The following is a 23,032-nucleotide window of genomic DNA, read 5'->3' as shown; positions in this document are numbered from 1 at the left end:
TGCATCGCCTCGGCGACATGACGGACGAACTACTCGGCCCGCTCGCCGAGTTGGAGCAGCGCGCGCACGAGGCGAGCAGCCACTACGACAATGAGCCGTGGCAGGCCGAGAACTTCGCCCGACACCTTCCCGGAAAGCGCGAGCTGAGCCTCGTCGCGACCGTGGGCGGGAAGCCGGTCGGATTCGTGATCGCCTCCCGGCGTCCCGAGGGCGCGCACATTCACCGCGTGGCCACCGACCCTCGTCACCAGGGCACCGGTATCGCCTCTCGGCTGCTCGCCCTCCTCCTGGCGCGAACGCCCGGCATCGTCACTCTCATCTGCGACCCCCGCAACCAGCCGGCACTTGACCTGTACGCACGTGCGGGCTTCCGCGTCACCGGCACCACGCCGGAAGGCAAGTTGTCCCTGGCGGCCGGCACCCCACTCCATCGGTGACTGTTTCCCGAGAGGACGACGTGATGTTCTGCAGCAACCCGATGTTTGAGCGCAGCCTGTTCGTGGGGGCTCACCTCGACGACATCGAGCTGGCGGCCGGAGGGACCGCCGCTCGTCTCGTGGAGGCAGGAGCACGGGTGCGTTTCCTGGTGATGAGCCCGTCGGACTACACCAGCTACGACGGGAGCCACTTCCGCGCCGCCGACGTGGCGGTCACAGAGGGCCGGGAAGCCGCCGCCACTCTCGGGGTCAAGGAGATCGACGTTCTGTCGTTCCCCGCCAAGGACGTGGAGAACCACTCGACCGTCGTGGAGTCGATCAACAAGGTCGTCGACGACTTCCGCCCGACGATGGTCTTCACACACTGGCCGTTCGACACCCATCGGTCTCATGCCAACACCGCGCTCGCCACCATCGCGGCGAGCCGGTACTACAACTCCGTCGTCATGTACGAGCCCATCACCCCGTCGGGGCGCAGCTACGTCGGTTTCCGCCCGCAGCTCTACATCAACATCGACGACACCATCGAGAAGAAGCTGCAGGCCCTGCGTCAGCACAAGTCCGAATACACCAAGTACGGGGAGCAGTGGATCGAAGGCGTCGAGGCCCGTTCCCGATACCGCGGCTACGAGATGCGTGCCCGGTACGGCGAGGCGTTCGAGGTGTCCCGCCTGGAAGGCGTGCTTGCATGAGGGTCACCATCCACCAGCCCGAGCACCTGCCGTGGCTCGGCCTCCTGGCCAAGGTCGCCGCGTCGGACCTGTGGATCGTTCTCGACGCCGTGCCGTACCGGAAGAACTACTTCCAGAACCGCAACCGGGTCCTGCTGGACGGCCGGCCCACCTGGTTGACCGTTCCGGTGACCGCCCCGTTCGGCACGCGGATCTGCGATGTGCGGATCTGCGAAATGCCATCCTGGCGGCGGCGCTACCGCGGACGCCTGATCCAGGCGGTGTCCGGGACCCGGGGCGTGGACCGTACCGGCGACCTGCTGTCGGTGATCGATGCGGCACCGCCCGGCGGCTCCCTGGCCGATTTCAACCTCGACCTCGCGGACTGGATGCTGTCACAGTTCGACGTCAAGGTGCCGACGGCTCGTTCTTCCGAGCTCGACGCCACCGGGACCAAGTCCGAACTGATCCTCAATCTGTGCCGGGCGGTAGGCGCCGACGAGTACCTCGCCGGGCCCTCGGGGCGCGACTACCTGGACCTTGACGCCTTCGCCGAGCACGGGATCACCGTGCGCTTCTTCGACTTCGACCACCCGACGTACGCCCAGGGCTGCGATCCCTTCGTACCACGTCTGTCGGCCGTCGACGCCTGGTCGCGGGTCCCCCCGGCCGAGCTGGCGCCCCTGCTGACCCGCTACCGGCTACAGGACGTGTGATGACCACCCACTCCACCGTCCCCATGGAACGGCAGCGCATCACCGTCGTGACCATCTCGGGCCACCGGCAGCGCGGCGTCGAGGACTCCGCCGACTTCCGCTCGTGGAACGCGCTGGCCGACCGGCTCGGTCACGCCTGGTGCATCTGGGCGGGCCCGCACCTGGAGTGCGACCGCGGCTCGATGCACGTGGTACGGCACCCGCGCCGCCCCGGGCCGCAGTCCCTGCTCTGGGTGGCCGGATCAGTCCGTCTCGGGGTGCGCCTCGCGCGTGCGGCAGCCCGCAGGGGCGAGACCGTCGTCCTCAACGGGGCGGAGCCGTGGGGCTGGCTAGCAGCCTGGATCGTGGCACTGGTCATCAGGCGTCCCTGGCTCATGGACGTCCACGGCGACTATCTCGCCCTGCCGGTCGCCTCCCTCGGCCGCTGGCGGAAGGCCGTCCTCGAGCGGGCCGTGCTCGCGTTCGCCCGCCGAGCCACCGAGCGCAGAGTGGTGGCCCAGTCGATGGTCGACGCGTTGTCGCAGCGCGGCATCCCGTCCGCTCTTGTGCCGCCGCGGCTCCAGCCGGTCTGGGAGGATCCGCCGGTCCGCACCGCCCCGCCGCTGGCCGGACCCGGTCTGTCCCTCCTGGCGGTCGGCCGCCTCGTGCCGTCCAAGGGATACGACATCCTCCTGACGGCGCTGGCCACGCTGCTCGAGACGGTTCCGACGGCTCGGCTGCGCATCGTCGGTGACGGTCCCGAGAAGGCGAGGCTCGTGGCCCTTGCCGAACGGCTCGGCCTGGCCGACAGGGTCACGTTCCTCGGAGCGCGCGGCATCGACGACGTGCGGGAGGAGTACGCGCGTGCCGACCTCTTCGTCGTCTCGTCGAGGGACGAAGGGCTGCCGAGAACACTGCTGGAAGCGGCGTCTGCGGCCGTCCCCGTCGTGGCGACCCGTGTCGGGGGCATTCCGGCTGCCGTGTCCGGCTGGCCCGGCATCATGCTGGTTCCGCCCGGCGCCGCGGCACTCGCCGAGGGGCTGCGCCAGGTGGCGGCGTCCCCGCCCCGGCCCGAGGACCTGGCCGCCGTACGCCGAAAGGTCCTCGCGGTCCACGCCTTCTCCGCCAACATCGAGGAGCTCGGCCTCCTCTATCGTCGTGTCACGGCCCGGGCTCCGGCGTAGCGATCGCCGTCCGCTGCGAGACGCCGCGGCGACGCAGCACGCGCGCGGGGTTGCCGGCGACCACGGCGTACTCGGGGACGTTGCGTGTGACGACCGACCCCGCTCCGATCACGCTGCCCGACCCGACGGTCACCCCGTCCAGCAGGATCGAGTGTGCCCCGATCCACACGTCGTTCTCGACAACGACGCCTCGCGCCGTGATCGGCTGGCAGCGGATGGGGAGGGAGAGGTCGTCGACCCCGTGGTTGAAGGCGACGATGACGACGCCGGTCGCGATGCGGCACCCGTCCTGCACGGTGATCCCGCCGGCGCCGTAGAGGACGACGTGGTTGTTCAGTGAGCAATCGCTGCCGATCGTGATGGAACCGCCCTGCGGGACCAGCTCCACGTGGCGGCCGACCAGGGTCCGCTGCCCGATGGCGATGCGGGCATGCTCCTGGACCACTGCGCGCGGAGAGATGTACGACCCGGTTCCGATGCGTGCGCCGCGCAGCCGAGGGGGAACGTTGGCGCAGGCTCGTAGCCACCTCACGGCACCAGCCCCTTGTGAATCGCCATGGCCTGCTGCTTCCCTTGGTGGTCTCAGGTGCCGTATGTCCGGGCGCGCCTGCGCGCTTGGACGCCGACACGTCGTGCGGCCCGCTCGTAGACGGACCCCGGCAGCGCCATTCGGGCAACGGAGGCCGACCACGTACGGCGATGAAGAGAGGCATGTCCGTCGCGCTCCTGCTCTCATGCCGCCACCGGTCGGGGCGCGGCCGGAGTAGCAGCCCCATTCTTAACTCTCGATGCGATATATCCGGTTCAGACATGCTGGGAAGGGGCAATCCGTGCCGGCGCGCGGCGCACTGAAGGAGCGCGGCCTTCCCAGCTTCTGCCGCCCGGTCGGCCCGTCCCCTCGAAGGCTTCGACCTGCTGCTCGCGGCGCAGCTCAACTGGCCTCGGTACGCGACCGCGTCCTGGCGACCCATGGCTTCGACCCCAACATCGGCATGCTGGCCGCACTTTTCGGGGACGTCAGCGCCGACTGACTCCAACCCCCCGTGTTGTTGGGGATAAACCCGATATGACCCGATACGTTGTGTGGCGCAGACACCAGGTAACACTGAGGAGGGCGCCGTGAGCCGAGTATCGACCGTTCGCCGTTGGGTCAGGCACTCTGGAATGAGGCCTGTGGCGTCAGTGCTGGGCGGGTACGTCGCCATGCGTACGCTCGGAGCCGGCATCCGGCGGTACACGGCGCCGAGCGTCATGGACTTCACCCGCTCCGGAGGGAAGCTGACCACATCGGCGGCGGGATTTCTGCGGGAACTGGGCTGGGAAGCGACAGTGATCGAGCGCGTCCTGGGCGAGCACCAGGAGGTTACCGAAGAACTGACCACCCGCTACGCCGACACGGCGCTCTGCTACCCCCGGACTCACGGGGTGGAGGCGGAGACCAGCGCGGTGCTGTACGGACTGAGCCGGCTGCTCAAGCCTCAGTCAGTGGTGGAGACCGGTGTGGCCGACGGCCGATCCTCATGGCTGATCCTCGCCGCACTCGAGCGCAATGGCTCAGGGGTGCTGCACAGCTTCGACGTCAACCACACCGCAGGTCGGCTGGTCGGCGAACACCCGCAGTGGCAGCTGGAGATCCTCGACCCGAAGGACCCCGCGGCAGGCTTCAGCCGGGCGCTGGAGCGCGTGGGGTCCATCGATTTGTTCTTCCACGACAGCGACCATCTGTATCTTCCGCAGATGTTCGAGTACGGGCAGGCCTGGCCCAGGATGACCCAGAACGGCGTCTTCGCCAGCGACGACGTCAACTGCAGCAGGGCCTTCCTGGACTTCTGCGGGCGCCGCCGTCAACGCCCGGTCTTCCTCTTCGACTCCAGAAAGATCACGGGCGCGGTGCGGTTGCCGGGCGTTCCGCAGCGGCGCGCTGCACAACTCTCGCAGCAGGTGGGATAGATGGCCGACGTGATGCAGGGCAGGACACACAGCGAACCGGACTCCGCCCAGCCCGGTTCGCGCCCGCGGCTCGTCTATGTGGTGCCCCACCTGTCTGAAGACGAGTCCGAACACTTCGCGCACATCCCGGCGTTGCTGGCGGCTCTGGGACAGCGTGTCGACGTCGCGGCCGCTGTGGAGCGCGGCAATCCTCCGGCACAACTCGCCGGGGTCCGTCTCCTGATGCGCGTACCCGGCCGAAACCGGATCGGCCGGATGCTGGGCACCGTCCTCACGGTCCACCGCCTGTCCCGAGCCGGCTACCGGACCTACTTCCTGCGCTACTCCACCCTCTTCGTGATCGTTCTGATCCTGACCTACCCGGTGTACCGCCACCGCATCCTGCTGTGGCGCAGCGGCCTCGCCAATCTGCGGGAACCGGGGCAGCGCACGACGGTGCGGGAAAGGGTCCAGCGCGCCGTCAACCAGTTGACGGCGCGATCGGTGCATTGCCTGGTGACCGGCCCCGAGACCATGGTCCCTCTCATGGCCGGGCTGTGGGGCGTGCCGCCGCACAGGATGCGGCTGCTCTACAACGATGTCGATGCCGAGCGGTTCGTTCCTCTGCCCTCAGAGGAACGCAACGAGGTGCGAGCGAGGTTCGGTTGGGCCGAGGACGAATTCGTCCTGCTCTTCGTCCACCGACTGTCGTTCCGGAGAGGGACCCGCCTTCTCACGCCGCTGCTCAAGGCGGTCGGCTATGCCGCCGAAGGCCCGGGCTCCGGTGCGCGTGTCCGGCTTGTCATCGCCGGAGACGGTCCGGACCGGCCCCTTCTGACACGGGAGGCGGCCGACCCCGAGCTGGGCGGGCGGATGGTGCTGCTGGGCGCGGTCCCCAACCGCGAACTGCCCGAGCTGTACGCGGCGGCGGACTGCGTTCTCATGCCCAGTTATGAGGAAGGCTTCCCGCGGGTTCTGCTGGAGGCGATGGCCTGCGGCACACCTGTGGTGACGACTGACGCAGGCGGGTCCGCCGACGTGGTGGGAGCCGACTATCCGCTTGTGGCGCCCGTCGGCGACCTGGATGCGCTGGCCACCCATGTCCGGTCTGTGATGATCATGTCGTACTCCGACCGCTGCGAGCTGGGGCTGCGGTTGCGGCACCGGGCGCAGACTGAATTCTCCCCCGAGCGCGTGGCCGCGATGCTCCACGCGCTGCTGTGAGGGTGCGCCGCCGGCCACATGCGCGGCGGCGCCCCCCGGCCGGATCAGCCGCGGTCGGCTCCGGTCCGTTGCCGGGCCTGGGCGCCGAAGCGGCGCGCTGCGAGCGCGTAGACGGGTCGCGGCAGCGCGGCCCGCGCGGCGTGCGTGGCCCAGATGTAGGGCGGGCGGTGGAGTCCGAGACGGTAGCGCACCGTGCTCGCCGCGGCGGGCGAGTGCGGGCTCACCAGGACGAGCCACTCCCGCACCGCGGCGCCGCCTCCGTGACTCTTCAGGGAATCGGGCGTGACGAACCTCTGGCCGTGGTGTCGCAGTCTGTCCTCCACGATTGCGTGCCGATGGGCCTGACTGGGAATCTTGCGGACGTCGAAGTCGACGTAGATGCTCCGCAGCCGGCTGATCACGCCGCTGTCCAGGAGGTCCTCGAGTACGTCGCACTCACTGCCTTCGCAGTTGAGCTTGAGGTAGATCTCGTCGTCGTCCGACGTGTTCGCCCGCAGCCAGTCCGTGGCGCGCAGCAGGGAGATGGTCTCCGCCCGGACGTGCGCGTCGCCCAACTCGCCCTTGTCGGCATACACACTCGCTCCGAGCAGACCCGCCCCGAACAAGGTAGCCTGCCCCGTCCTGCTGGACAGGCCGGCCGGCACGATGTGCACCCGGGAGTCGCGGAACCCCCGGAGAATGCGCCGGCAGGGTTCCGCCGGCTCGAACGAGTAGATCTTCTCGAAGCCCCAGCGGGGGTCGAGGGCTACATCGAGGGACTCGCCGTAGTGTCCGCCGACATCAAGGAAGACGCGCATGCCGCCCACCGCTCTCCGTGTCACGCCGTCACGGCAGCAGCGTCGTGGAGAGGGCCACGGGAACGGGTGGACAGCCATTTCCACTGGCGCTCGATCCCCTCGGTCAACGTGATCGAGGGGACGTAACCGAGCAGCTCACGCGCCTTCGTGAGATCCGCTTCGGTCACCTGCACATCGCCCGGCTGGTGGGTGTCGTCGCGCACCGGAACCTCCGCCCCGGTGATGTCGGCGATCCTCCTCAGCACATCGAGCACCGAAACGCTGTCGCCTCCGCCCACGTTGACCGCCTCCGCGGTCGCATCTGCGGTCGCTGCAGCGACCGTGGCTGCCGCGGCGTCCGTGACGAAGGTGAAGTCCCGGCGCTGGTGGCCGTCCCCGTAAAGCTGCAGCGGCTCTCCCGTGAGGATTCCGCGCAACATCCGGCCGATAGCCATGTCCGGCCGCTGGCGGGGGCCGTACACCGTGAAATAGCGCAGCGCGACCACGCTCGTGGGGCTTGCCGGGGCGAGCGCGTAGGCAAGAGCAAGACGTTCGGCCGCGAGCTTGGTCACCCCGTACGGTGACAGAGGAGCGGTGGCGTCCTCCTCGCGCAGGGGGCCCCTGCCGACGGCGTCCCCGTAGACGCTGGATGACGAGGCGAGGACGAGGCGGCGGACACCCGAGGACTGGCATGCGTGCATCAACCGCTGCGTCGCCAGTACGTTGCACGCGAGGTACTCGCCGAAGCTGTCCCCCCACGACGGCCGGACGCCCGGAATGGCCGCGAGGTGAAACACGGCGTCCGCGGCGTGGACCCAGGGCTTGAGCTCGTCGGTCACGAGGTCGCCCTGGACCAGGCGGAAACCTGGGTGTCCCATGACGCCCTCGAGGTTCTCCGCCGCCAAGGCGTTGTCACGGGGCGAGCGCCGGTCGACGCCGAGAACGGTGACCCCGCGTTGCAGCAGGGCCTCTACGACATGGGAGCCGATGAAGCCCGCCGCCCCGGTCACAACAGCGCGTTCGATGCAATGAGCCGCACTCATCACGATTCCCTTCCGTCGGCGCAACTCGCACTGCGCCGGGCAGTTGCGGGCCGTCACCAGTGAATTAGACACCCTCTTTTTACTGCCCTGGGCGCCATTTCCGGTTCAGACATTCTCGGGAATTTTCGTGATGTTCGGCAGGGTGGAGTGAAGTGAATGCCGGATTCGGTTCTTATATTTCCGCGTCAGACCGCAGCATGACCGCAGCGGCGAGCCGCGCTTCCACCTCCGGCCGTCGGCGGCGGCACACAGCCAGTACATCGGGCCCCGCGGAGAGCTGATCCGGCGCGGGTACGAGCCGGTTGCGGTCCGGGTCGTAGAGCACCATGTCGTAATCGTGGTCATCGAGCCACCGACGGACCTCACGGGCCGTGGAGCCGAAGCGGTGGAGGAACTTGTCGACGAGTTCGAGCATCCACACCGCCGGCTCGCCCCGGGCGATGAGTCGGTCTGCACCACGGAGAGCCAGGTGTTCCGTGCCTTCGACGTCGAGCTTGCCCATCGCGAAGGAGCGTTCGGGCAGGGTGTCGTCGAGCCGGCCGAGCCTCACCTGCACGGCGCTGTCGCTGTCGCTGTCGGCCTCGGTCCGGATGCGTGAACCAGAGCCCCGCACAACGAACGACACAGTGCCCTGCTCGGCTCCGATCGCCATTTCATGGACCGTCACACAAGGCAGGGAATTCACGCCGACGTTGTCCTGCAGCCGTTTCGCAAACGCGGGCACGGCCTCGAAGGCGTGTACGGCTCCGCTCGGCCCCACGAGCTGGGCGGCGAGCAAGGTGAACATTCCTTCGTTGGCGCCGCCGTCGATAAACCCGTCTCCAGGCCGGAGATACCGCTTCATGAAAGTCATTTCTTCGTAATCCGGAAGGCCGCCGAAATAGACGAAACGACCCGGCTGCGTGCTGTCAGGATAGGCGCGGAACGACATACCGTCGTATACGGACAAGTCCCGTGGCCGCCCGATCACCCTCTTCCAGGCTTGCCATCCCGCCATGGCGGCGAAGGCCTGAGCCCGCCGCCCACGGTTGGCGGGATGTTCCCAGACCATTTTGGCCATGCCATGAATTGTCGTCGGCATTCGTTTGCTCCCTTTCAGCGCCCGTCATGCGAAGGAGTGCAGCTGTTCCGGCGCCGTTCGGTACCACTTCTCGACGCGCTGTGCGACCCGGGACCAGTCCAGCTCCGCGGCCGCACGTACCCCGAGCTCACTCATCCGGTTGCGGCCCGGTTCGTCGTCGAGCACGGTTCTCAGACCATGCACCAGGTCCGCCTTCGAGCCTGATGGGAAGACCCGATAGGCCTCCCGGTCGGTGACCACCGGATCGAGCGAGGCGTCCGAGGAGACCACGACGGGCGTGCCGAGCGCGAGCGCCTCCAGCGCCGCCGTGGGCACGCCTTCACCCTTCCCGGAGAGTCTGCGTGACGCGAGGACGAACACTTCGGCTCGCCGGACCAGCTCGTAGACCTTCTGCCGGTGCAGCGGACCGACCAGTTCGACTCCCGGACCTGCCGCTGCGAGTCGGTCGAGGCGGTCCCGCTCCGGGCCTTCTCCTGCGATCACCAGACGCATGCCCGGCCGACTGCGTGCCAGTTCGTGGAACGCCTCGATGAGCAGATGGTGGTTCTTCATCGGGTTCAGCGCGCCGACGCTGACGATCAGGCCGGGCTCACGGGCCACAGCATCGGCGGGCGACGGCATGGCGGACAACTCCAGTCCGCTGGACATGGTGAGGATGCGTTCCCGGTCCACGCCGCGCGCCGCGAGGTCGGCAGCGGTCGCCGACCCCAGGGCGATGAAGGCCCTCACCTGCCGGAAAGCGTGCCGTGCGAGCCACTGATGCCGGTCGGTGAGTGCCGCATGCACCGTCAGGAAGAGCGGAATTCCCAGGCGCCGGCACACGGGACCCAGCGCGGCGGCCTCGATGTGGTCGCCGTGGAGATGCACCAGGTCCACGTTGCGTCGGACGGCGCAGAGGTCCTTGATCGCCGCAGCGGTTTCCGCCGCGAAAGCGAGCCGGTCGGACACCGGCCCGAGCATCCGGGACCGGGGGATCCTTCGCAGCGGCAGTCGCGTGGCTCCGACCGGTACCGTCGCCCCGTGCCGGAACGACATCGTCACCCGGTTTCCGGCGCTCACCTGATGACGCGTCAGATATTCGACATGGCGTTCCATTCCCCCCGGCATTGGGGGGACCCGGTAGCTCACCCGCACGATGTGCATAGTCGTGTTACTCCACCTCGCGTGTCGGCTCGTCACGTGACCACCGTTGCCGTCGTCGCTGCCGACGGCTGCCCGCGACCTGGCGCGCATCGAATATCACCGAAGGATCGCGGCACAGCGTGCTGCCTGCCGTCCGCCTCGCCGATCCTCACCGGAAAGGACCAGCGAGGGGCCACGCGGCGCAGGCTCGGGTAGCAGGTACGCACAGGCGAGGGGGCGGGGTCGCAGTGCGCGACCCCGGCCCCTCGGCGGTGTACGAACGCCGGTTACTTCACCGGCTCCGGCTCGCTCTTTGTCTCCGCTTCGCCCACCGGGTCGATCGGCGTCCTGACGGAGTCGAGGAGCAGCTGGGCGACGCCCACGACCTGGATGGAGTCCTCGGCCTTGCCGCCCGCGACGGTGACGCTTTCGGATGCAGCCTTCTTGCCGTTGACCGAGTCGGTCAGCATGACCCGGTGTGCGTCTCCAGGCCGGGCTAGCAGTGTGTTCCTGAGCACGCGACGGCGGCCCGGTGCCCCCTCGCGGGAGCGGCCGGGCCTGCGCATGCGGAAGGCGTTTCGGCCGGGGCCGGGACGCCGTGTACCGCCGTGCTGATGTCGTGCTCCGTCATGCACTGCGGCGACGGCGCACGGCCAGCATCGTTCCCCCGCCGGCCGCAATCACCCCGGCTGCGAGGTTCTCACTGCCGGTGTCCGCGAGGTCCGGGCCGTGGTCGGGGCGCTCCGGTCGGTTGTGTTCGTTCTGTCCGTCGTCTCTGTCGTCTCCGTGTCCGTGATCTGGCCGACCGCCCGCGGCCCACACCTTGATCCGAGCGGAGCAGGTGAGGTCGGGATTGCGCGCGGTGACCTTGAAGGTGTGCCAGCCGGCGCGGACCCTCTTCGGGATGGTCACGGTCGCATGCGTCGTCCCGCTGGCGTCGGCCCGGTACCGGCCGAGGACGATCGGGTCCGATGCCAGCAACGCCGTGACAGGCTGCCGGGGGGCGAACCCCGTAGCCCTGAAGTTCACGGTACCTCCGGCCGTTGCCGTACTGGCGCCCAGGGTGAGGCATGGGGGTGACGGCGGGTACGGTGGCGGCGGGTACTGCGCATGGGCGGTCTGCGCCCCCACCAGGGGTGCGACGACGAGCACGACAGCCGATGCTGCCGATGCCAGACAAACCCGCCATCTGGGTGATGTCGTCATCTTCTCACTCTCCTCGACTTCAATCTGGGCCAGGCTGCAGCGTCGGCCGTCATCAAGATCCAGATACGTGGATATATGAGGAAAGGGGACATTAGGGCGTTGACTGGCGGTGTGTTGCCCAGAAGTCACCGGATGGTGCAGTGTCCGCTCTCCGATGGCCCACGCTGCCACTCCCACGGGGTGGCCGGACGGCGTGACGCCAGGGTCGTTCGACTGGCCGGCATGGGGGTGTCTCCCCCCGTTGAAACGCGCGAGTCCCTATCGTCAGCTGCATACATAGGGAACACAACATTCCATTTTGGGTGGTTCCCTCGGTCCCATGAGGGGTGCAGCTTGGATCTCCACGGATTCCTGAAGGCTCTTGCCAGACGCTGGCCGACCGTCGTGGTCTGTCTGGTTCTCGCGATCGGGGCGGCGCTCGCCGCGACGAGCTTGAGCACACCCGTCTACGAGGCGAGGACCCAGCTCTTCGTCGCCACCCGCACCGGTGAGGACACCGCCCAACTGAACCAGGGGCAGAGCTTCTCGCAGGCGCGCGTGCAGTCGTACGCCGCGATCGTGACCACCCGTCAGGTGACCCGGCCCGTGGTGAAGGAGCTGCGGCTGCGCACCACCCCGGAGGAACTGGCGTCCCGGATCACCGCCGTCGCCCCGCTCAATACCGTGCTCATCGACATCACCGTCCGGGACACCGAGCCCAAGCGTGCGGCGCGCATCGCCAACGCCGTGGCGCAGCGGTTCAGCGCGGTCGTCGAGCGACTGGAGGCGCCCAAGTACGCGCCCGACTCGGAGCGGTCCCGAAACAGCCGTACGGGCGACGGCGCCTCGCCCGTCTCCCTGGGCGTTACCCAGGAGGCCGTCGCCCCCGTCGGTCCGGTCTCGCCCCGCCCGCTGCTGAACCTGGCCGCAGGAGTGCTCGGCGGCCTCCTGCTCGGTGCCGGACTCGTTGCCCTGCGCGAGAACCTCGACACCACGCTCAAGACGAGCGAGGCGTTGGGCGAGTTCACCGCGCTGCCGGGTCTCGGCACCATCCCGTACGACAGGAACGCCTCCAGGCAACCGCTCGTCAGCGCCGATGGGCAATCCAACCGCGTCGAAGCCTTCCGCAAGCTGCGCACCAACCTGCAGTTCTCGCAGGTCGACGACCCGCCCCGGATCATCGTAGTGACGAGTTCGGCGCCCGGTGAGGGCAAGACCAGCACCGCGGTGAATCTTGCCCTCTCGCTCGCCGAGGCAGGTGTCTCCACCTGTCTCGTGGACGGCGACCTGCGCCGTCCGAGTGTGGCCTCGACCTTCGGTCTCGTCCAGGACGCCGGTCTGACCACGGTGCTCATTGGACAGGCCCGCATCGAGGACGTGATGCAGCAAGTCGGCGGCGGACTCTCGGTGCTTGCCAGTGGCGCCGTACCACCGAATCCCACGGTGCTGCTCGCCTCGGCGCGGATGGAAGCGGTGCTGCGCGACCTGGCGGACACCTACGAGGTCGTGATCGTCGACAGCGCGCCGCTGCTGCCCGTCGCCGACACCGTCGGACTCGCTCCGCTCGCCCATGGCGCACTGCTCGTCGTCCGCGCCGCCAAGACCAGCCGGGAACAAGTCCGCACTGCTGCGGAATCGCTGGACCGTGTGGGTGTCCGCGTCCTCGGCACCGTCTTCAACATGGCTCCGGTCCCCAGGGGCGACCGCTACGGCGCCTACGGGTCGTACGGCGAGCTGCCCGCTCCCCGCGGGGCGGAACGCCGGAGGGAGGCCGCTGCGGCGGCGCATCTCGCGGGCGAGAAATGACCTGTGTCCTGTTCGTCTGCACGGGCAACGTGCACCGCTCGGTGCTTGCCGAGCGGCTGCTGGCCGCGAAGCTACCGCCCGGCTCGGCCGTGCGGCCGGAGAGCGCTGGCACAGAGGCGTGGCCCCGGCCCGGCATGGAGAGCTCCACCAGGGCGGTGCTGGAGAAGCGGGGAGGTGACGGCTCCGGCTTCGCGGCCCGCCCGCTCACCGCGCAGCTCGTCGTGGGAGCGGCGCTGGTCCTCGGGCTCGCCATCGAGCACAGGGAGGCGGCCGTGCGGCTTGCGCCGTCGGCGATGCGGCGCTGCTTCACTTTGAAGGAGTTCGTGCGTCTCGCCGCGGGAGGAGTGCGGGGCGGGGGAGCGGGCCGGGAAGGCCCGCGGGACGTGGACGGTTTCGACATGGTCGTGGCGGCCGCGGCCGGCCGTCGGGGTGCCGCCGCCCCGGTCCCGCCAGTCGAGGACGACGTCGCAGACCCGTGGGGGAGGCCGCACCCTGTGCTGTACGAGTGCGCCCGCGAGATCGACGGGGCGGTGAGCACGCTCGCCCGGCTGCTGGGCGGCGGGGCGAGCGTCTGAATCGAGGGTGCCTGAGGCCCCACAAGAAGGGGCACGCGGAAGCTCTGGAAGGAGCCGCCCGCCTGATCCAGTCCTGGGAGGACGAAGCCTGCGCCGGCGCTGCGGCGACAGATTCGACACCGACGGTGTGGGTCACGGCGCGCTTGCCGGAGGCCGCGGAGGAGCCTTCGTGCGGAGGTGCGCCCGGCGTCCTGGACGGCCTCGATCGGTGAGTCCTTGGCGTGGTGGTGACGTGGACCGTGACCGCCGACCGGGGTCGGCGCACGCTGACGCTGAGAGTTCCGGCCCTCGTCGCCGACAGACTCCGGGACCCCTCGGGCAGCCTCGCGTGCGAGCCGGGCGGTTCCGAAGCTGTGACTACTGAAGCGGGCCAAGGGCAGCCGGACTCTGTCCGGCCCGGGGTTTTCGACCACACCGCTGTCTTCGACCGCCAGCCCGTTACCCCCGCTCACCTCCGTGCGCTGCGGAACTCCTCGTACGCTGCCGACCAGCTCTACATCGTCTTCTCGACGAGCGGGGAGCCGAGGTTCTGCCTCTCGACGAGGTCAAGGACCTCCCCGAGAGCGTGATCAACCCGTGGATCAAGGAGGTCGTCCCCGCGCCAGAGGCTGACGATGACCCGTCCTCGGGCCACGGCGGTGCGCGGCAGGGTGGCCACTTTGGTGCTGACCTGGGCCTTGCAGCCGGGGCGAAGGAAGTTGCCCGGCGGACGTGTCGGGAGCATGACAAAGAACGCAATCTGCGTCTGCTCGCCATGGCACGTGGTGTTTCCGACTTGCGGAGCCTCGACACCGGCCGCTCCGGCATGCTGCCCCTTGCGGTGTGGGAGGGCCTGCTGGCGCCTGCTGCCTTTGAACTCTCACCGTTCCGGCCGCCCAGCGCCGACCGCTGGCGCAGCGGTAGCGACCTTCCGCTGGGTGTCTTGGGTCAGGCGCAGATCTACGCCACGAACTCGGATCCCAAGTTCGAAGGCAAGGGGCACTCACCCCTGTGCCGGCATACACGGGATCGAGGCCTCGCGACGAGCGACGACCTCCTGACCCTGGCCGACCTGCTGGCCCGTGACGACTGGGACTGGTGCAGCAAGTGTGGCGGCTACGCCGTACGCCGGCTCACCGACACCCAGCTGTCCCACTACCGTGCTGCTCACCGGCTGCACGACATCGCAGGGCGGCTCGACGACGAGCGTACACACCGTGTACCTGTCGCCCTGATCAAGCAGCTGGACGAGCTTGTGGACTGGGAGCCCGGCAGGCACGAGGACTGCGACTGGGACGGCTCCTGGCGTTGGTATGAGGTCATTCGCGACCTGCGGCGCCGAGCCGAACGGAAGCGGGGACACACCGCTTCCCGAGCCGCTTTCCCCCTGGTGGCCGTCTGCAGCGGCTGGCAAGCCCGAGGGTCATGTGGTGCCCTTTGGGGACCAGTTGGGGACCAGCGCCTATGTCGATGGGCGCACAGCATGTACGGATGTGCACGCTGCGCGCCCTGAGATTGTGCTGTATGTCAGGATTTTTCCTCCGACCCATCGATCTGGGGGTCAAGGGGTCGCAGGTTCAAATCCTGTCGTCCCGACTGTGCGGAAACGCAGGTCGGAGGCCGTTCTCCCATCCACGAGAGGGCGGCCTTTCGTGCGTCCGCCGGCCTGGTGGTCGCAGCCACGCCGGGCGTCTGCACGCGTGTTGGTCTACTCGGAGCCGGTGGAGCCGGTCGAGTTGTCGCCGCCGCGGAGAGTGCGCAGCGGACGTAGAGCACGCTCTCGCGCAGGTGGCGCCGTCCCGGTGGAGGCCGAGCGCTTCACGGATCGTGCCCGACCCGCACTCGCCGTGGTCGCGGCCCACGCGGCCGGTCCGCTCCCTCCCGCTCCACTCCCTGCGCGAGACCGTCAGGGTCCCTCGAAGGCGGGGCGCCGGCGCCGAGCCGTTGGTGCAGGCGCTCAGCAGTGCCCTCCGCTCAGCAGTGCCCTCGGAGCAAGGGCAGCGGTCTAGCATGGAGAGGAAGCCTTCATCTCCAGGCCCGGCCACAGCGGCAGGGAGGCCGGTATGGCGTTCGATACGACTGGTTTCGAGCAGGCGGACGGCGGCCGTTACACCCCGATCTCCGAGCACGGCCTGATCGGCGATCTTCGTACGGCGGCCCTGGTCGGTACGAACGGCACCATCGACTGGTACTGCTGCCCCCGCTTCGATGCGCCCAGCGTCTTCGGGTCCATCCTCGACGCCGACCGGGGCGGGTCGTTCGAGTTGGCCGCCGAGGTCCCGACCCGCACCAGACAGTTCTACTTCCCCGACACGAACGTGCTGATCACGCGGTTCTTCGCCGCGGACGGCGTGGCGGAGATCCAGGACTTCATGCCCGTGGTCGACGAGTCGCGCGAGGCGGCCCGGCACCGGCTGATCCGACGGGTGATCTGCGTCCGCGGAACCCTCCCGTTCAGGGCACGCATCGCCCCCCGCTTCGGCTACGGCACCGAAGCGCACACCACACACCTCGAAGGCCACACGGCGGTGTTCCGCTCCCCGTCACTGACGCTCGCGCTGACCGCCACCGCACCCCTGGAAAGCGACGGCCTGGACGTGTGGTCGCACTTCAAGCTCCTCGAGGGCGAGTCCAACGTGTTCGCCCTCGACCAGATCGGCGACGACGCCCCGCCCCGGTCGTGCCCGCGCGCCGAGGCGCAGGAGCAGGCCGACGCGACCGTCCGGTTCTGGCGGCACTGGCTGGCCGGTTCGCGCTACCACGGGCGGTGGCGGGAGATGGTGAACCGCTCCGCGCTGGTGCTGAAGCTGCTCACCTACGCGCCGACCGGTGCGATCGTCGCCGCACCGACCACCAGCCTGCCCGAGCAGATCGGCGGCGAACGCAACTGGGACTACCGCTATGTCTGGGTCCGCGACGCCGCCTTCTGCGTCTACGCGATGCTGCGCCTGGGGTTCACCTCGGAGGCCGAGGCGTTCATGGGGTTCATCTCCGAGCGGGGCCTCCTGCGCGGCAGGGGGGAGACCGGTCCGCTGCAGATCATGTACGGCATCGACGGGCGCACCGAGCTGCCCGAATACGAGCTTCCGCACCTGGAGGGATACCTCGGCTCCGCACCGGTCCGGGTGGGCAACGCCGCCACCGGCCAGCTCCAGCTGGACATCTACGGCGCGCTGATCGACTCGATCTACCTCTACGACAAGTGGGGGCAGCCGATCAGCAGTGACCGCTGGGACGAGGTCGGTGCCGTGGTGGACTGGCTGTGCGAACACTGGGACCAGCCCGACGAGGGGGTGTGGGAGACCAGGGCGGGCCGGCGGAACTTCGTGTACTCGCGGCTGATGTGCTGGGTGGCGCTGGAACGCGCGATGCGCACGGCGAACCGCCGCGGTCTGCCGGCGGACCTGCCCCGCTGGCGGGAGTCCCGGGACGCGATCTACCGGCAGATCATGCGACGCGGCTGGTCGGCCGAGCGAGGGGCGTTCGTCCAGGGGCTGGACGACCACGTGCTGGACGCCTCGCTGCTGATGATGCCGATGGCCAAGTTCATCTCGCCCACCGACCCCAAGTGGCTCTCCACCCTGGACGCCCTCACCACGGACCTGGTCTCCGACTCGCTGGTTTACCGCTACGACCCGACCGCCAGCCCGGACGGCCTGCACGGCCCCGAGGGCACCTTCTCGATCTGCTCCTTCTGGTACGTGGAGGCGCTGGCCCGCGCAGGCCGGCTGGAGGAAGCCAGGCTCGCCTTCGAGAAGATGCTCACCTACGCCAACCACCTCGGTCTGTTCGCGGAGGAGATCGGCCCGACGGGCGAACAGCTGGGCAACTTCCCCCAGGCCTTCACCCACCTGTCGCTGATCAGCGCCGCCTTCAACCTCGACCGCGCGCTGGGCTGACGCAGCATCGTGGGTTGAGGAACATCGGAACGAAAACCGGCGCTGAGGATCTGTCGGCCCTGGTGGGCGGCTGACGGGTCGTCGGACGCAGGACCGGTCTGAAGTCGTCCCGCAGATATCGCCCCACGGATGCTCTGCGAAACCGTCGCCCGCGCCGAGGAGATTCTGGGCGTCAACATCGAGGAGCTCGACCTCGCCGGGCGCCGGGCGCCTGGCGCCGGTGAAGGCCAAGGGCGCTCGTCCTCGTACGCGTCGCCGCGGCGCCGTCCGCGAGGACTTCGTACCGGAGACGGTCTACTGGGACGCGGGCACCGCCCGGCTGCTGCCCCGCCTGCTCAAGGGCCGTACGCGCGGACCGGTGTTCGTCACCCACCGCAAGCCCGGCCCCGGAAGGGTCATCGGCCCGAGCGACATCTGCCCGGACACCGGGCTCGCCCGCCTCCCGTACGGGCAGGCCCGGATGCTGCTGGACGAGCACACGGCCCTCGGCGGCGAGCCGGAGGTGATCGCCGAAGTCAGCGGCCTGCTCGCGCCGGGCGACCGCCGACGCAACTGCGCGGTGCCGTGCTGTCCCGTGAAGCCATGGCGAGCTGTTGGTGCTGGTGCTCTCGCGCTTGGCAGTCAGGATGGCTGGACTTGGTCGAAGAGGGCGAGGGCTTCGGCGGGGTCCGGGCTCACGAGGCGCTCCAGACCGGCCGTCGTGATCTTCGCCCACCTGCTGGCCCGTGCCCACATCTGTTCCTCGAAGGCGCGAACGGCCTCGTCCAGATCTTCAGGGCCGGTGGCGATGGACTCGGCGAGTTCGGCGCCTTCCAGCATCGCGAGATTCGCGCCCGCCCCCAACGGGGGCATCAGGTGGGCGGCGTCGCCCAGTAGCGTCACCCCGGGGACGTGGGTCCAGGTGTGGGACACGGGCAGGACGTAGAGGGGGCGGTGGACGAAAGCGGTGCCGTGGCGGAGGAGGTCGAGGACGGGAGCGGTCCAGCTGTCGAACAGAGCCAGCAGGCTCGATCGCACGGCCTCGACGTCAGCCAGGTCCAGGTTCGTGTGCCAGTCCAGCGGTGCGCGGAACTGGGCGTACAGCTTGACGTGGCCGCCGCCGTTGCGCTGGGCGACGAGCGCGCGGTTCACGCCGTACACAGCTACGGAACCGTCGCCGATCAACCGGGCGAGGTCGGGGTGGCGGGTGTCGACGTCGTCGAGGCAGGTCTCGACCAAGGTGACGCCGGTGTAGTGCGGCGTCACCGACGAGACTGCCGGGCGGATCCGGGACCAGGCGCCGTCCGCGCCGACCACGAGGTCGAACGTCTCCTGTCGCCCGTCCGCGAAATGGACCAGCACGCCGTCCCGGGTCCCCGGCACCACCTGCGTCACGCCCCGACCCCACTGGACGTCGAGAGGGCCGAGCAGCAGGTCACGGAGTTGCCCGCGGTCGATCTCGGGATTGGCCCGGTCATATGGACGGGGTTGCCAGTCGCGCAGGACGGCCCCCTCCGTGTCCAGGATGCGCATGGCCTGGCCCTCGGGACGGGACAGCACCTGGAACTCCGCCAGCAGCCCCGCCTTGTCCAGCGCGAGCTGGCCCAGCCCTTCGTGCAGGTCCAGGGTGCCGCCCGGGGGGCGGGCGTCCCGGGCGGGATCGCGTTCGAGGACGGTGACCGGGTGACCATGACGGTGCAGGACGCGGGCGAAGGTGAGGCCGGCAGGACCGCTCCCGACCACTGCGATGCGGTGTCTCATGCCGATACACCGTATTGCTCGTATACGGTGCAGCGCAACGGTACGGTGTGGGCATGACTGTCTGGGACCGGCCGGAACCGCCGACTCGCCCCGTGCCGCTCGACCGGGAGCGGATTGTCGCCGCCGCCATCGCACTGGCCGACGAGGGCGGGCTGGAGGCGGTGTCGGTGCGCAAGGTCGCGGCCCGCCTGGACGCCGGCCCGATGCGGCTGTACCGGTACATCTCCACCAAGGAGGAGCTGTTCGACCTCATGGTGGACGAGGTCCAGGCCGAGATCCTCCCCGAGGGACAGCCCGGTGACTGGCGGGAGGCGCTGCGCATCCTTGCCCATCGCACCAGGCAGGCCGCTCTCCGTCACGAATGGCTGGCCGACCTGCTCGGCGGTCGCCCGGCCCTGGGTCCGAACGGCCTCGCCGTGACCGAGGCCACGCTGGCCGCCTTCGACGGCCTCGCCGATGTCGACACCGTCATGCGCGCCGTGGAGACTGTCAGCGCCTACTTCATCGGCGCGATCAGGCGCGAGATCGCGAACCTGCGGGCCGAGCACGCCACGGGCCTGTCCAAGCACGAATGGCAGCGCGCCCACGGCCCGCATGTGACGAGAATACTGGCCACCGGCCGCTTCCCGGCGCTGGCCAAGGCCGTGTACGAGGGCACGGACGTGGACGCCGAGACATCCTTCGCAACCGGCCTGGACTGGGTCCTCGACGCCGTGGCCACCAAACTCACCCGACCGCCGACGTGACGCTCAGCCCCTGCCGAATGTGAGCGAGGCCAGGGTCGGTGTCCACGGGCCGTGCGGGCTCGCGCCACCACCACCACTTCATCACGTTGGTGCTGCCATCAAGTGGGCGGGCCCCTACCTGGTCCCGCCCGCCGGGTGCGAGGACGCTCCCATCTTCGGCAGGGAGCGGGTCGTCAGCGCCCTGCGCCCGCTGAAGGAGTACCGGCCGAGCATGTCGATGTGCTGCCGTACAAACGGCGAGAGACGGGCGAGGTCCTCGTCGCGGACGTCGAAGCCGTCCGCGCGCAGCTGGTTGACCGCGGCGTCCATGCAGCGGGTGTGGAAGAGGACGACGGCGTTGAGGACCAGGCCGAGCGCGCCGATCTGGTCCTCCATGCCGTCCAAGGTAGCGCTGGGAGAGCTGCCCGGAGCGGCCGTGGCGCCGAGACGTCAGGTAGACCGCCAGCTCACCCGTCCCGAAGCCGTCGATCTCCTCCGCCCGCTGAAGCGCCCACTTCGTCTGAGGGCCGGAGATCCGTACCGGGCTGCGCCGCAGCCGGCCCAGCTCCGACACCCGCGCGCCGGGCAGCAGCACCCGCCGCTCGCGCAGCCACCCCACCGCCGCGTCGAACAAAGCCTTCGGGCCCTCCCCGGTCGTCCAGGCCGGCGCGTCCGCCCACACCCGCAACTCGGCTTCCGCCTCGCCGAACTCCGTGTACTCCAGCACCCGCCGCAGCTCACGCACATGGACCAGACGGGTGTTCTCCCGCTCCCCGTACGCCTTCAGCACCGAGGAGTCCTCGACGCGAGCTGCTCGGCGAGGTATTCGACGACTTCAGCCGGCACGTCGGTCGGGTCGTCCGGGAACACCCAGAGATACCGCACGGGCGTGAACTGGGCCGCAAAGCCCAGGCGATTGTGGGACCGCCGTTTCCCTGTCCAGGTCAAAGTGGTCTCAGGTGCGCGGGGTGATCAGGAAGGCCCTCTCCGACTCCGACACGGCCTCCCATTCTTGCTCGCACACGAGGTCATCCTGGCAGAGCCGGGACGAAGCCTTCCGCGGCAACGGACCGAGCGGTTGGGGCTGTAGGAGTGCCATGCCGGAAAATTCGATGGCAAAGGCCCTCGGGCTTCGCCGAGAACGCCCCCTCGGGCGCCTTCGGCGGGGCCTTCGTGCTGCTCCGCTCCCTGCGGCGGGCTCCCGGAGCGGCGGCCTCGGCAAAGCCGTGGACGCGGTCACCTGAGACCTTGCCGCACATGGTTTGACCTGCGTGTTTACCGTCAAATACCTAGGATGGGCACGCACGGGCGACGGCGTGGAAGCAGCGTAGGCTCCTTCGGCCACCCCCGCCCGCAAACGTGCTCAGGACGGCCCAGGGAGGGTGCTTCATGACCGAGTCCGGCAATCCCAGTCAGCCCGCGAACGTGAACGAGTACGCCGGCGCGCACATCCAGGTACTCGAAGGCCGCGAGGGGGTCCGCAGGCGCCCCGGCATGTACATCGGCTCGACCGGCGAACGCGGCCTGCACCACATGGTGTACGAGGTCGTCTCGTACGCCGTCGACGAGCACCTGGCCGGCCACGCCGACGCCATCGACGTCACGATCACCGCGGAGGGCGGCATCCGCGTCGCGGACAACGGGCGAGGCCTGCCCGTCGAGGCGGAGGAGCCCACCGGCAAGTCCGCCGTCGAACGCGAACTGACGGAACTGTCCTTCGGCTCCAAGCCCCACACCGGCTACGGGATCTCCGGCGGCCTCAGCGGCCTGGGCCTGTGCGTGGTCAACGCGCTGTCGAGCCGTCTCACGGTCGAGGTCCACCGCGACGGCCACCGCTGGACCCAGGAGTACGAGAGGGGCGTCCCGGTCACCCCCTTGACGAGGAACGAGGAGACGAGCGAGCACGGCACCACGATCGCGTTCCTGCCCGACGCCGACATCTTCGAGACCAGCCGGTACTCGTTCACCACGCTGTCGGAGCGTTTCCAGGAACTGGCCTTCCTCAACGGTGGCTTGGCCGTCTCGCTCACCGACGAGCGTCCCGAGCGGCCGGTTCGCTACCACCACGCGGACGGCCTCCGGGCCTTCGTCGCCCGGCTCAACCCCTACCCTGCGAGTCTCCTCCACTCTCCCGCCATCGCATTCGAGTCGGAGAACGAGAGCCGGACGATCCTCGTGCAGGTCGCCATGCAGTGGAACACCTGGTCCCCGGGAGAGCTCCACTCCTTCGCGAACAGCACCCGCACCCGCGAGGGCGGCACCCACGAAGAGGGCTTCCGCACCGCGCTCACGGACCTCGTCAACGACTGCGCGCGCCGGCAGGGGCAGCTGTCTGCGGACGGCGAGGACATCACGGCCGGGGCCGTCCACGAGGGCCTGACCGCGGTCGTCTCCGTAAAGCTCGCCCATCCCGTCTTCGAGGGCCCCACCAAGACCAGGCTCGGCAATCCCGAAGCGAACGCCTACGTCCAGGAGGTCGTCCGCGAACACCTCACCGACTGGCTGGACCACAACCAGAAGGAAGCCGCGTCCATCATCCGCCACATCCTCATCGCCTCACCATCACGGTGATCGTCGGCGTCGGCGTCGGCGTCGGCGTCGGCGGCACGGTGATGCTGCTCCTCGGGCTCGTCCGGATCCGCCGGATGTTCGCGGCCCACGACCTGGGCCGCGTGGTCGGCCCAAGCGGGCCCATGGCCCTGCTGGAGGGCACGGTCACGTCTTCGACGCCACCGGCAAACTCCTGACGGACCTGCCCATCAGGCCGGAGGCGCTGCTCTGAGCAGCGGCCGGCGGCCGGTGGCCTGCCGGCGCGGATCGCACGGTGGCCCTGGGGGATGAGGGCGCACGGCAGCTCGATGCTCCTGAACGAGCCCCGGAGCACGGGAATCGTGCGGACGGCGGAGTGCGGGGCGCCGGATGCCGATAGCCTCTGTTCCTGTCACCGTGGCGTCGGAGAGT

The 23,032-nt window shown here is 69.3% G+C and carries 20 protein-coding genes and 4 pseudogenes; 14 read left to right on the top strand and 10 right to left on the bottom strand.

The window, feature by feature from the left end:
* Positions 1 to 17 precede the first annotated feature (17 nt).
* Genes RIU97_RS06700 through RIU97_RS06685 form a run of 4 tightly spaced genes read left to right on the top strand, consistent with a single transcriptional unit; the run spans position 18 to position 2,987 of the window.
* Entirely contained in the window at positions 18 to 437 is a 420-nt protein-coding gene (locus tag RIU97_RS06700) for a GNAT family N-acetyltransferase (RefSeq protein WP_404954120.1), read from the top strand.
* Complete coding sequence (locus RIU97_RS06695) at positions 434 to 1,129, top strand: PIG-L deacetylase family protein (protein ID WP_389122986.1); 696 nt, start codon at positions 434 to 436, stop codon at positions 1,127 to 1,129. Before RIU97_RS06700 ends, RIU97_RS06695 begins: the two co-directional genes overlap by 4 nt.
* Entirely contained in the window at positions 1,126 to 1,824 is a 699-nt protein-coding gene (locus RIU97_RS06690) for a WbqC family protein (RefSeq protein ID WP_404954118.1), read from the top strand. The genes RIU97_RS06695 and RIU97_RS06690 overlap by 4 nt, the downstream gene beginning before the upstream one ends.
* Positions 1,824 to 2,987 (top strand): glycosyltransferase, encoded by a 1,164-nt coding sequence (locus RIU97_RS06685; RefSeq protein ID WP_404954116.1) that lies wholly within the window; start codon positions 1,824 to 1,826, stop codon positions 2,985 to 2,987. The genes RIU97_RS06690 and RIU97_RS06685 overlap by 1 nt, the downstream gene beginning before the upstream one ends.
* Here RIU97_RS06685 and RIU97_RS06680 read toward each other — a convergent pair.
* Entirely contained in the window at positions 2,965 to 3,432 is a 468-nt protein-coding gene (locus RIU97_RS06680) for an acyltransferase (protein WP_404954114.1), read from the bottom strand. The two genes, RIU97_RS06685 and RIU97_RS06680, sit on opposite strands and share 23 nt — an antisense overlap.
* 806 nt (positions 3,433 to 4,238) lie before the next feature.
* Between RIU97_RS06680 and RIU97_RS06675 the strand changes: the two genes are divergently transcribed.
* Both RIU97_RS06675 and RIU97_RS06670 read left to right on the top strand, forming a co-directional pair.
* A complete protein-coding gene (locus RIU97_RS06675; RefSeq protein ID WP_404954112.1) occupies positions 4,239 to 4,937 on the top strand; it encodes a class I SAM-dependent methyltransferase in 699 nt (232 codons plus the stop codon).
* The gene (locus RIU97_RS06670) at positions 4,938 to 6,140 is read left to right on the top strand and encodes a glycosyltransferase family 4 protein (protein WP_404954110.1); all 1,203 of its coding nucleotides are present in this window, start codon (positions 4,938 to 4,940) and stop codon (positions 6,138 to 6,140) included.
* 44 nt (positions 6,141 to 6,184) lie between these two features.
* Here the strand turns inward: RIU97_RS06670 and RIU97_RS06665 are convergent, their stop codons facing one another.
* From RIU97_RS06665 to RIU97_RS06640, 6 genes and pseudogenes are all read right to left on the bottom strand, one after another.
* Positions 6,185 to 6,961: an FkbM family methyltransferase gene (locus RIU97_RS06665; RefSeq protein ID WP_404954108.1), complete on the bottom strand. Its 777-nt coding sequence runs from the start codon at positions 6,959 to 6,961 to the stop codon at positions 6,185 to 6,187.
* Positions 6,958 to 8,016, bottom strand: coding sequence for an NAD-dependent epimerase/dehydratase family protein (locus RIU97_RS06660; protein WP_404954106.1), 1,059 nt, complete (start codon positions 8,014 to 8,016; stop codon positions 6,958 to 6,960). The genes RIU97_RS06665 and RIU97_RS06660 overlap by 4 nt, the downstream gene beginning before the upstream one ends.
* Positions 8,017 to 8,131: 115 nt before the next feature.
* Positions 8,132 to 9,019: an FkbM family methyltransferase gene (locus RIU97_RS06655; RefSeq protein WP_404954104.1), complete on the bottom strand. Its 888-nt coding sequence runs from the start codon at positions 9,017 to 9,019 to the stop codon at positions 8,132 to 8,134.
* Positions 9,020 to 9,064: 45 nt separating this feature from the next.
* The gene (locus RIU97_RS06650) at positions 9,065 to 10,183 is read right to left on the bottom strand and encodes a glycosyltransferase family 4 protein (protein WP_404954102.1); all 1,119 of its coding nucleotides are present in this window, start codon (positions 10,181 to 10,183) and stop codon (positions 9,065 to 9,067) included.
* Positions 10,184 to 10,449: 266 nt separating this feature from the next.
* A pseudogene (locus tag RIU97_RS06645) lies at positions 10,450 to 10,635 on the bottom strand (hypothetical protein); the annotation flags it as partial.
* 154 nt (positions 10,636 to 10,789) lie between these two features.
* Positions 10,790 to 11,143 (bottom strand): hypothetical protein, encoded by a 354-nt coding sequence (locus RIU97_RS06640; protein WP_404954100.1) that lies wholly within the window; start codon positions 11,141 to 11,143, stop codon positions 10,790 to 10,792.
* A gap of 558 nt (positions 11,144 to 11,701) precedes the next feature.
* Between RIU97_RS06640 and RIU97_RS06635 the strand changes: the two genes are divergently transcribed.
* The 5 genes and pseudogenes from RIU97_RS06635 to RIU97_RS06615 all read left to right on the top strand — a co-directional run.
* Positions 11,702 to 13,153, top strand: a complete 1,452-nt coding sequence (locus RIU97_RS06635; protein WP_404954098.1) for a polysaccharide biosynthesis tyrosine autokinase — start codon at positions 11,702 to 11,704, stop codon at positions 13,151 to 13,153.
* Complete coding sequence (locus RIU97_RS06630; RefSeq protein ID WP_404954096.1) at positions 13,150 to 13,728, top strand: low molecular weight phosphatase family protein; 579 nt, start codon at positions 13,150 to 13,152, stop codon at positions 13,726 to 13,728. The genes RIU97_RS06635 and RIU97_RS06630 overlap by 4 nt, the downstream gene beginning before the upstream one ends.
* 565 nt (positions 13,729 to 14,293) lie before the next feature.
* Positions 14,294 to 15,220: a hypothetical protein gene (locus tag RIU97_RS06625; RefSeq protein WP_404954094.1), complete on the top strand. Its 927-nt coding sequence runs from the start codon at positions 14,294 to 14,296 to the stop codon at positions 15,218 to 15,220.
* Positions 15,221 to 15,770: 550 nt separating this feature from the next.
* On the top strand, positions 15,771 to 17,606 hold the full coding sequence (locus tag RIU97_RS06620; RefSeq protein WP_404954092.1) for a glycoside hydrolase family 15 protein: 1,836 nt from the start codon (positions 15,771 to 15,773) through the stop codon (positions 17,604 to 17,606).
* A gap of 126 nt (positions 17,607 to 17,732) precedes the next feature.
* Positions 17,733 to 18,099: pseudogene (locus RIU97_RS06615) on the top strand (site-specific integrase); the annotation flags it as partial.
* Positions 18,100 to 18,227: 128 nt separating this feature from the next.
* Here RIU97_RS06615 and RIU97_RS06610 read toward each other — a convergent pair.
* Positions 18,228 to 19,346 carry an FAD-dependent oxidoreductase gene (locus tag RIU97_RS06610; protein ID WP_404954090.1) on the bottom strand — a complete coding sequence of 373 codons (1,119 nt, stop codon included), beginning with the start codon at positions 19,344 to 19,346 and terminating at the stop codon, positions 18,228 to 18,230.
* 53 nt (positions 19,347 to 19,399) lie between these two features.
* Here RIU97_RS06610 and RIU97_RS06605 point away from each other — a divergent pair, with 53 nt between their 5' ends.
* Positions 19,400 to 20,092 carry a TetR/AcrR family transcriptional regulator gene (locus RIU97_RS06605; protein ID WP_404954088.1) on the top strand — a complete coding sequence of 231 codons (693 nt, stop codon included), beginning with the start codon at positions 19,400 to 19,402 and terminating at the stop codon, positions 20,090 to 20,092.
* 114 nt (positions 20,093 to 20,206) lie between these two features.
* Here RIU97_RS06605 and RIU97_RS06600 read toward each other — a convergent pair.
* Together RIU97_RS06600 and RIU97_RS06595 are read right to left on the bottom strand one after the other, a co-directional pair.
* A pseudogene (locus RIU97_RS06600) lies at positions 20,207 to 20,510 on the bottom strand (Tn3 family transposase); the annotation flags it as partial.
* A gap of 18 nt (positions 20,511 to 20,528) precedes the next feature.
* Positions 20,529 to 21,004 (bottom strand): annotated as a pseudogene (locus RIU97_RS06595) (DUF4158 domain-containing protein); the annotation flags it as partial.
* A gap of 456 nt (positions 21,005 to 21,460) precedes the next feature.
* Between RIU97_RS06595 and RIU97_RS06590 the strand changes: the two are divergent.
* Positions 21,461 to 22,642: an ATP-binding protein gene (locus RIU97_RS06590; RefSeq protein ID WP_404954086.1), complete on the top strand. Its 1,182-nt coding sequence runs from the start codon at positions 21,461 to 21,463 to the stop codon at positions 22,640 to 22,642.
* Positions 22,639 to 22,818, top strand: coding sequence for a hypothetical protein (locus RIU97_RS06585; protein ID WP_404954084.1), 180 nt, complete (start codon positions 22,639 to 22,641; stop codon positions 22,816 to 22,818). Before RIU97_RS06590 ends, RIU97_RS06585 begins: the two co-directional genes overlap by 4 nt.
* Positions 22,819 to 23,032 lie beyond the last annotated feature (214 nt).

Source organism: Streptomyces sp. 147326 (assembly GCF_045000215.1).
Taxonomy (GTDB): Bacteria; Actinomycetota; Actinomycetes; order Streptomycetales; family Streptomycetaceae; genus Streptomyces.
This window is presented reverse-complemented; position numbering and strand designations above follow the sequence as displayed.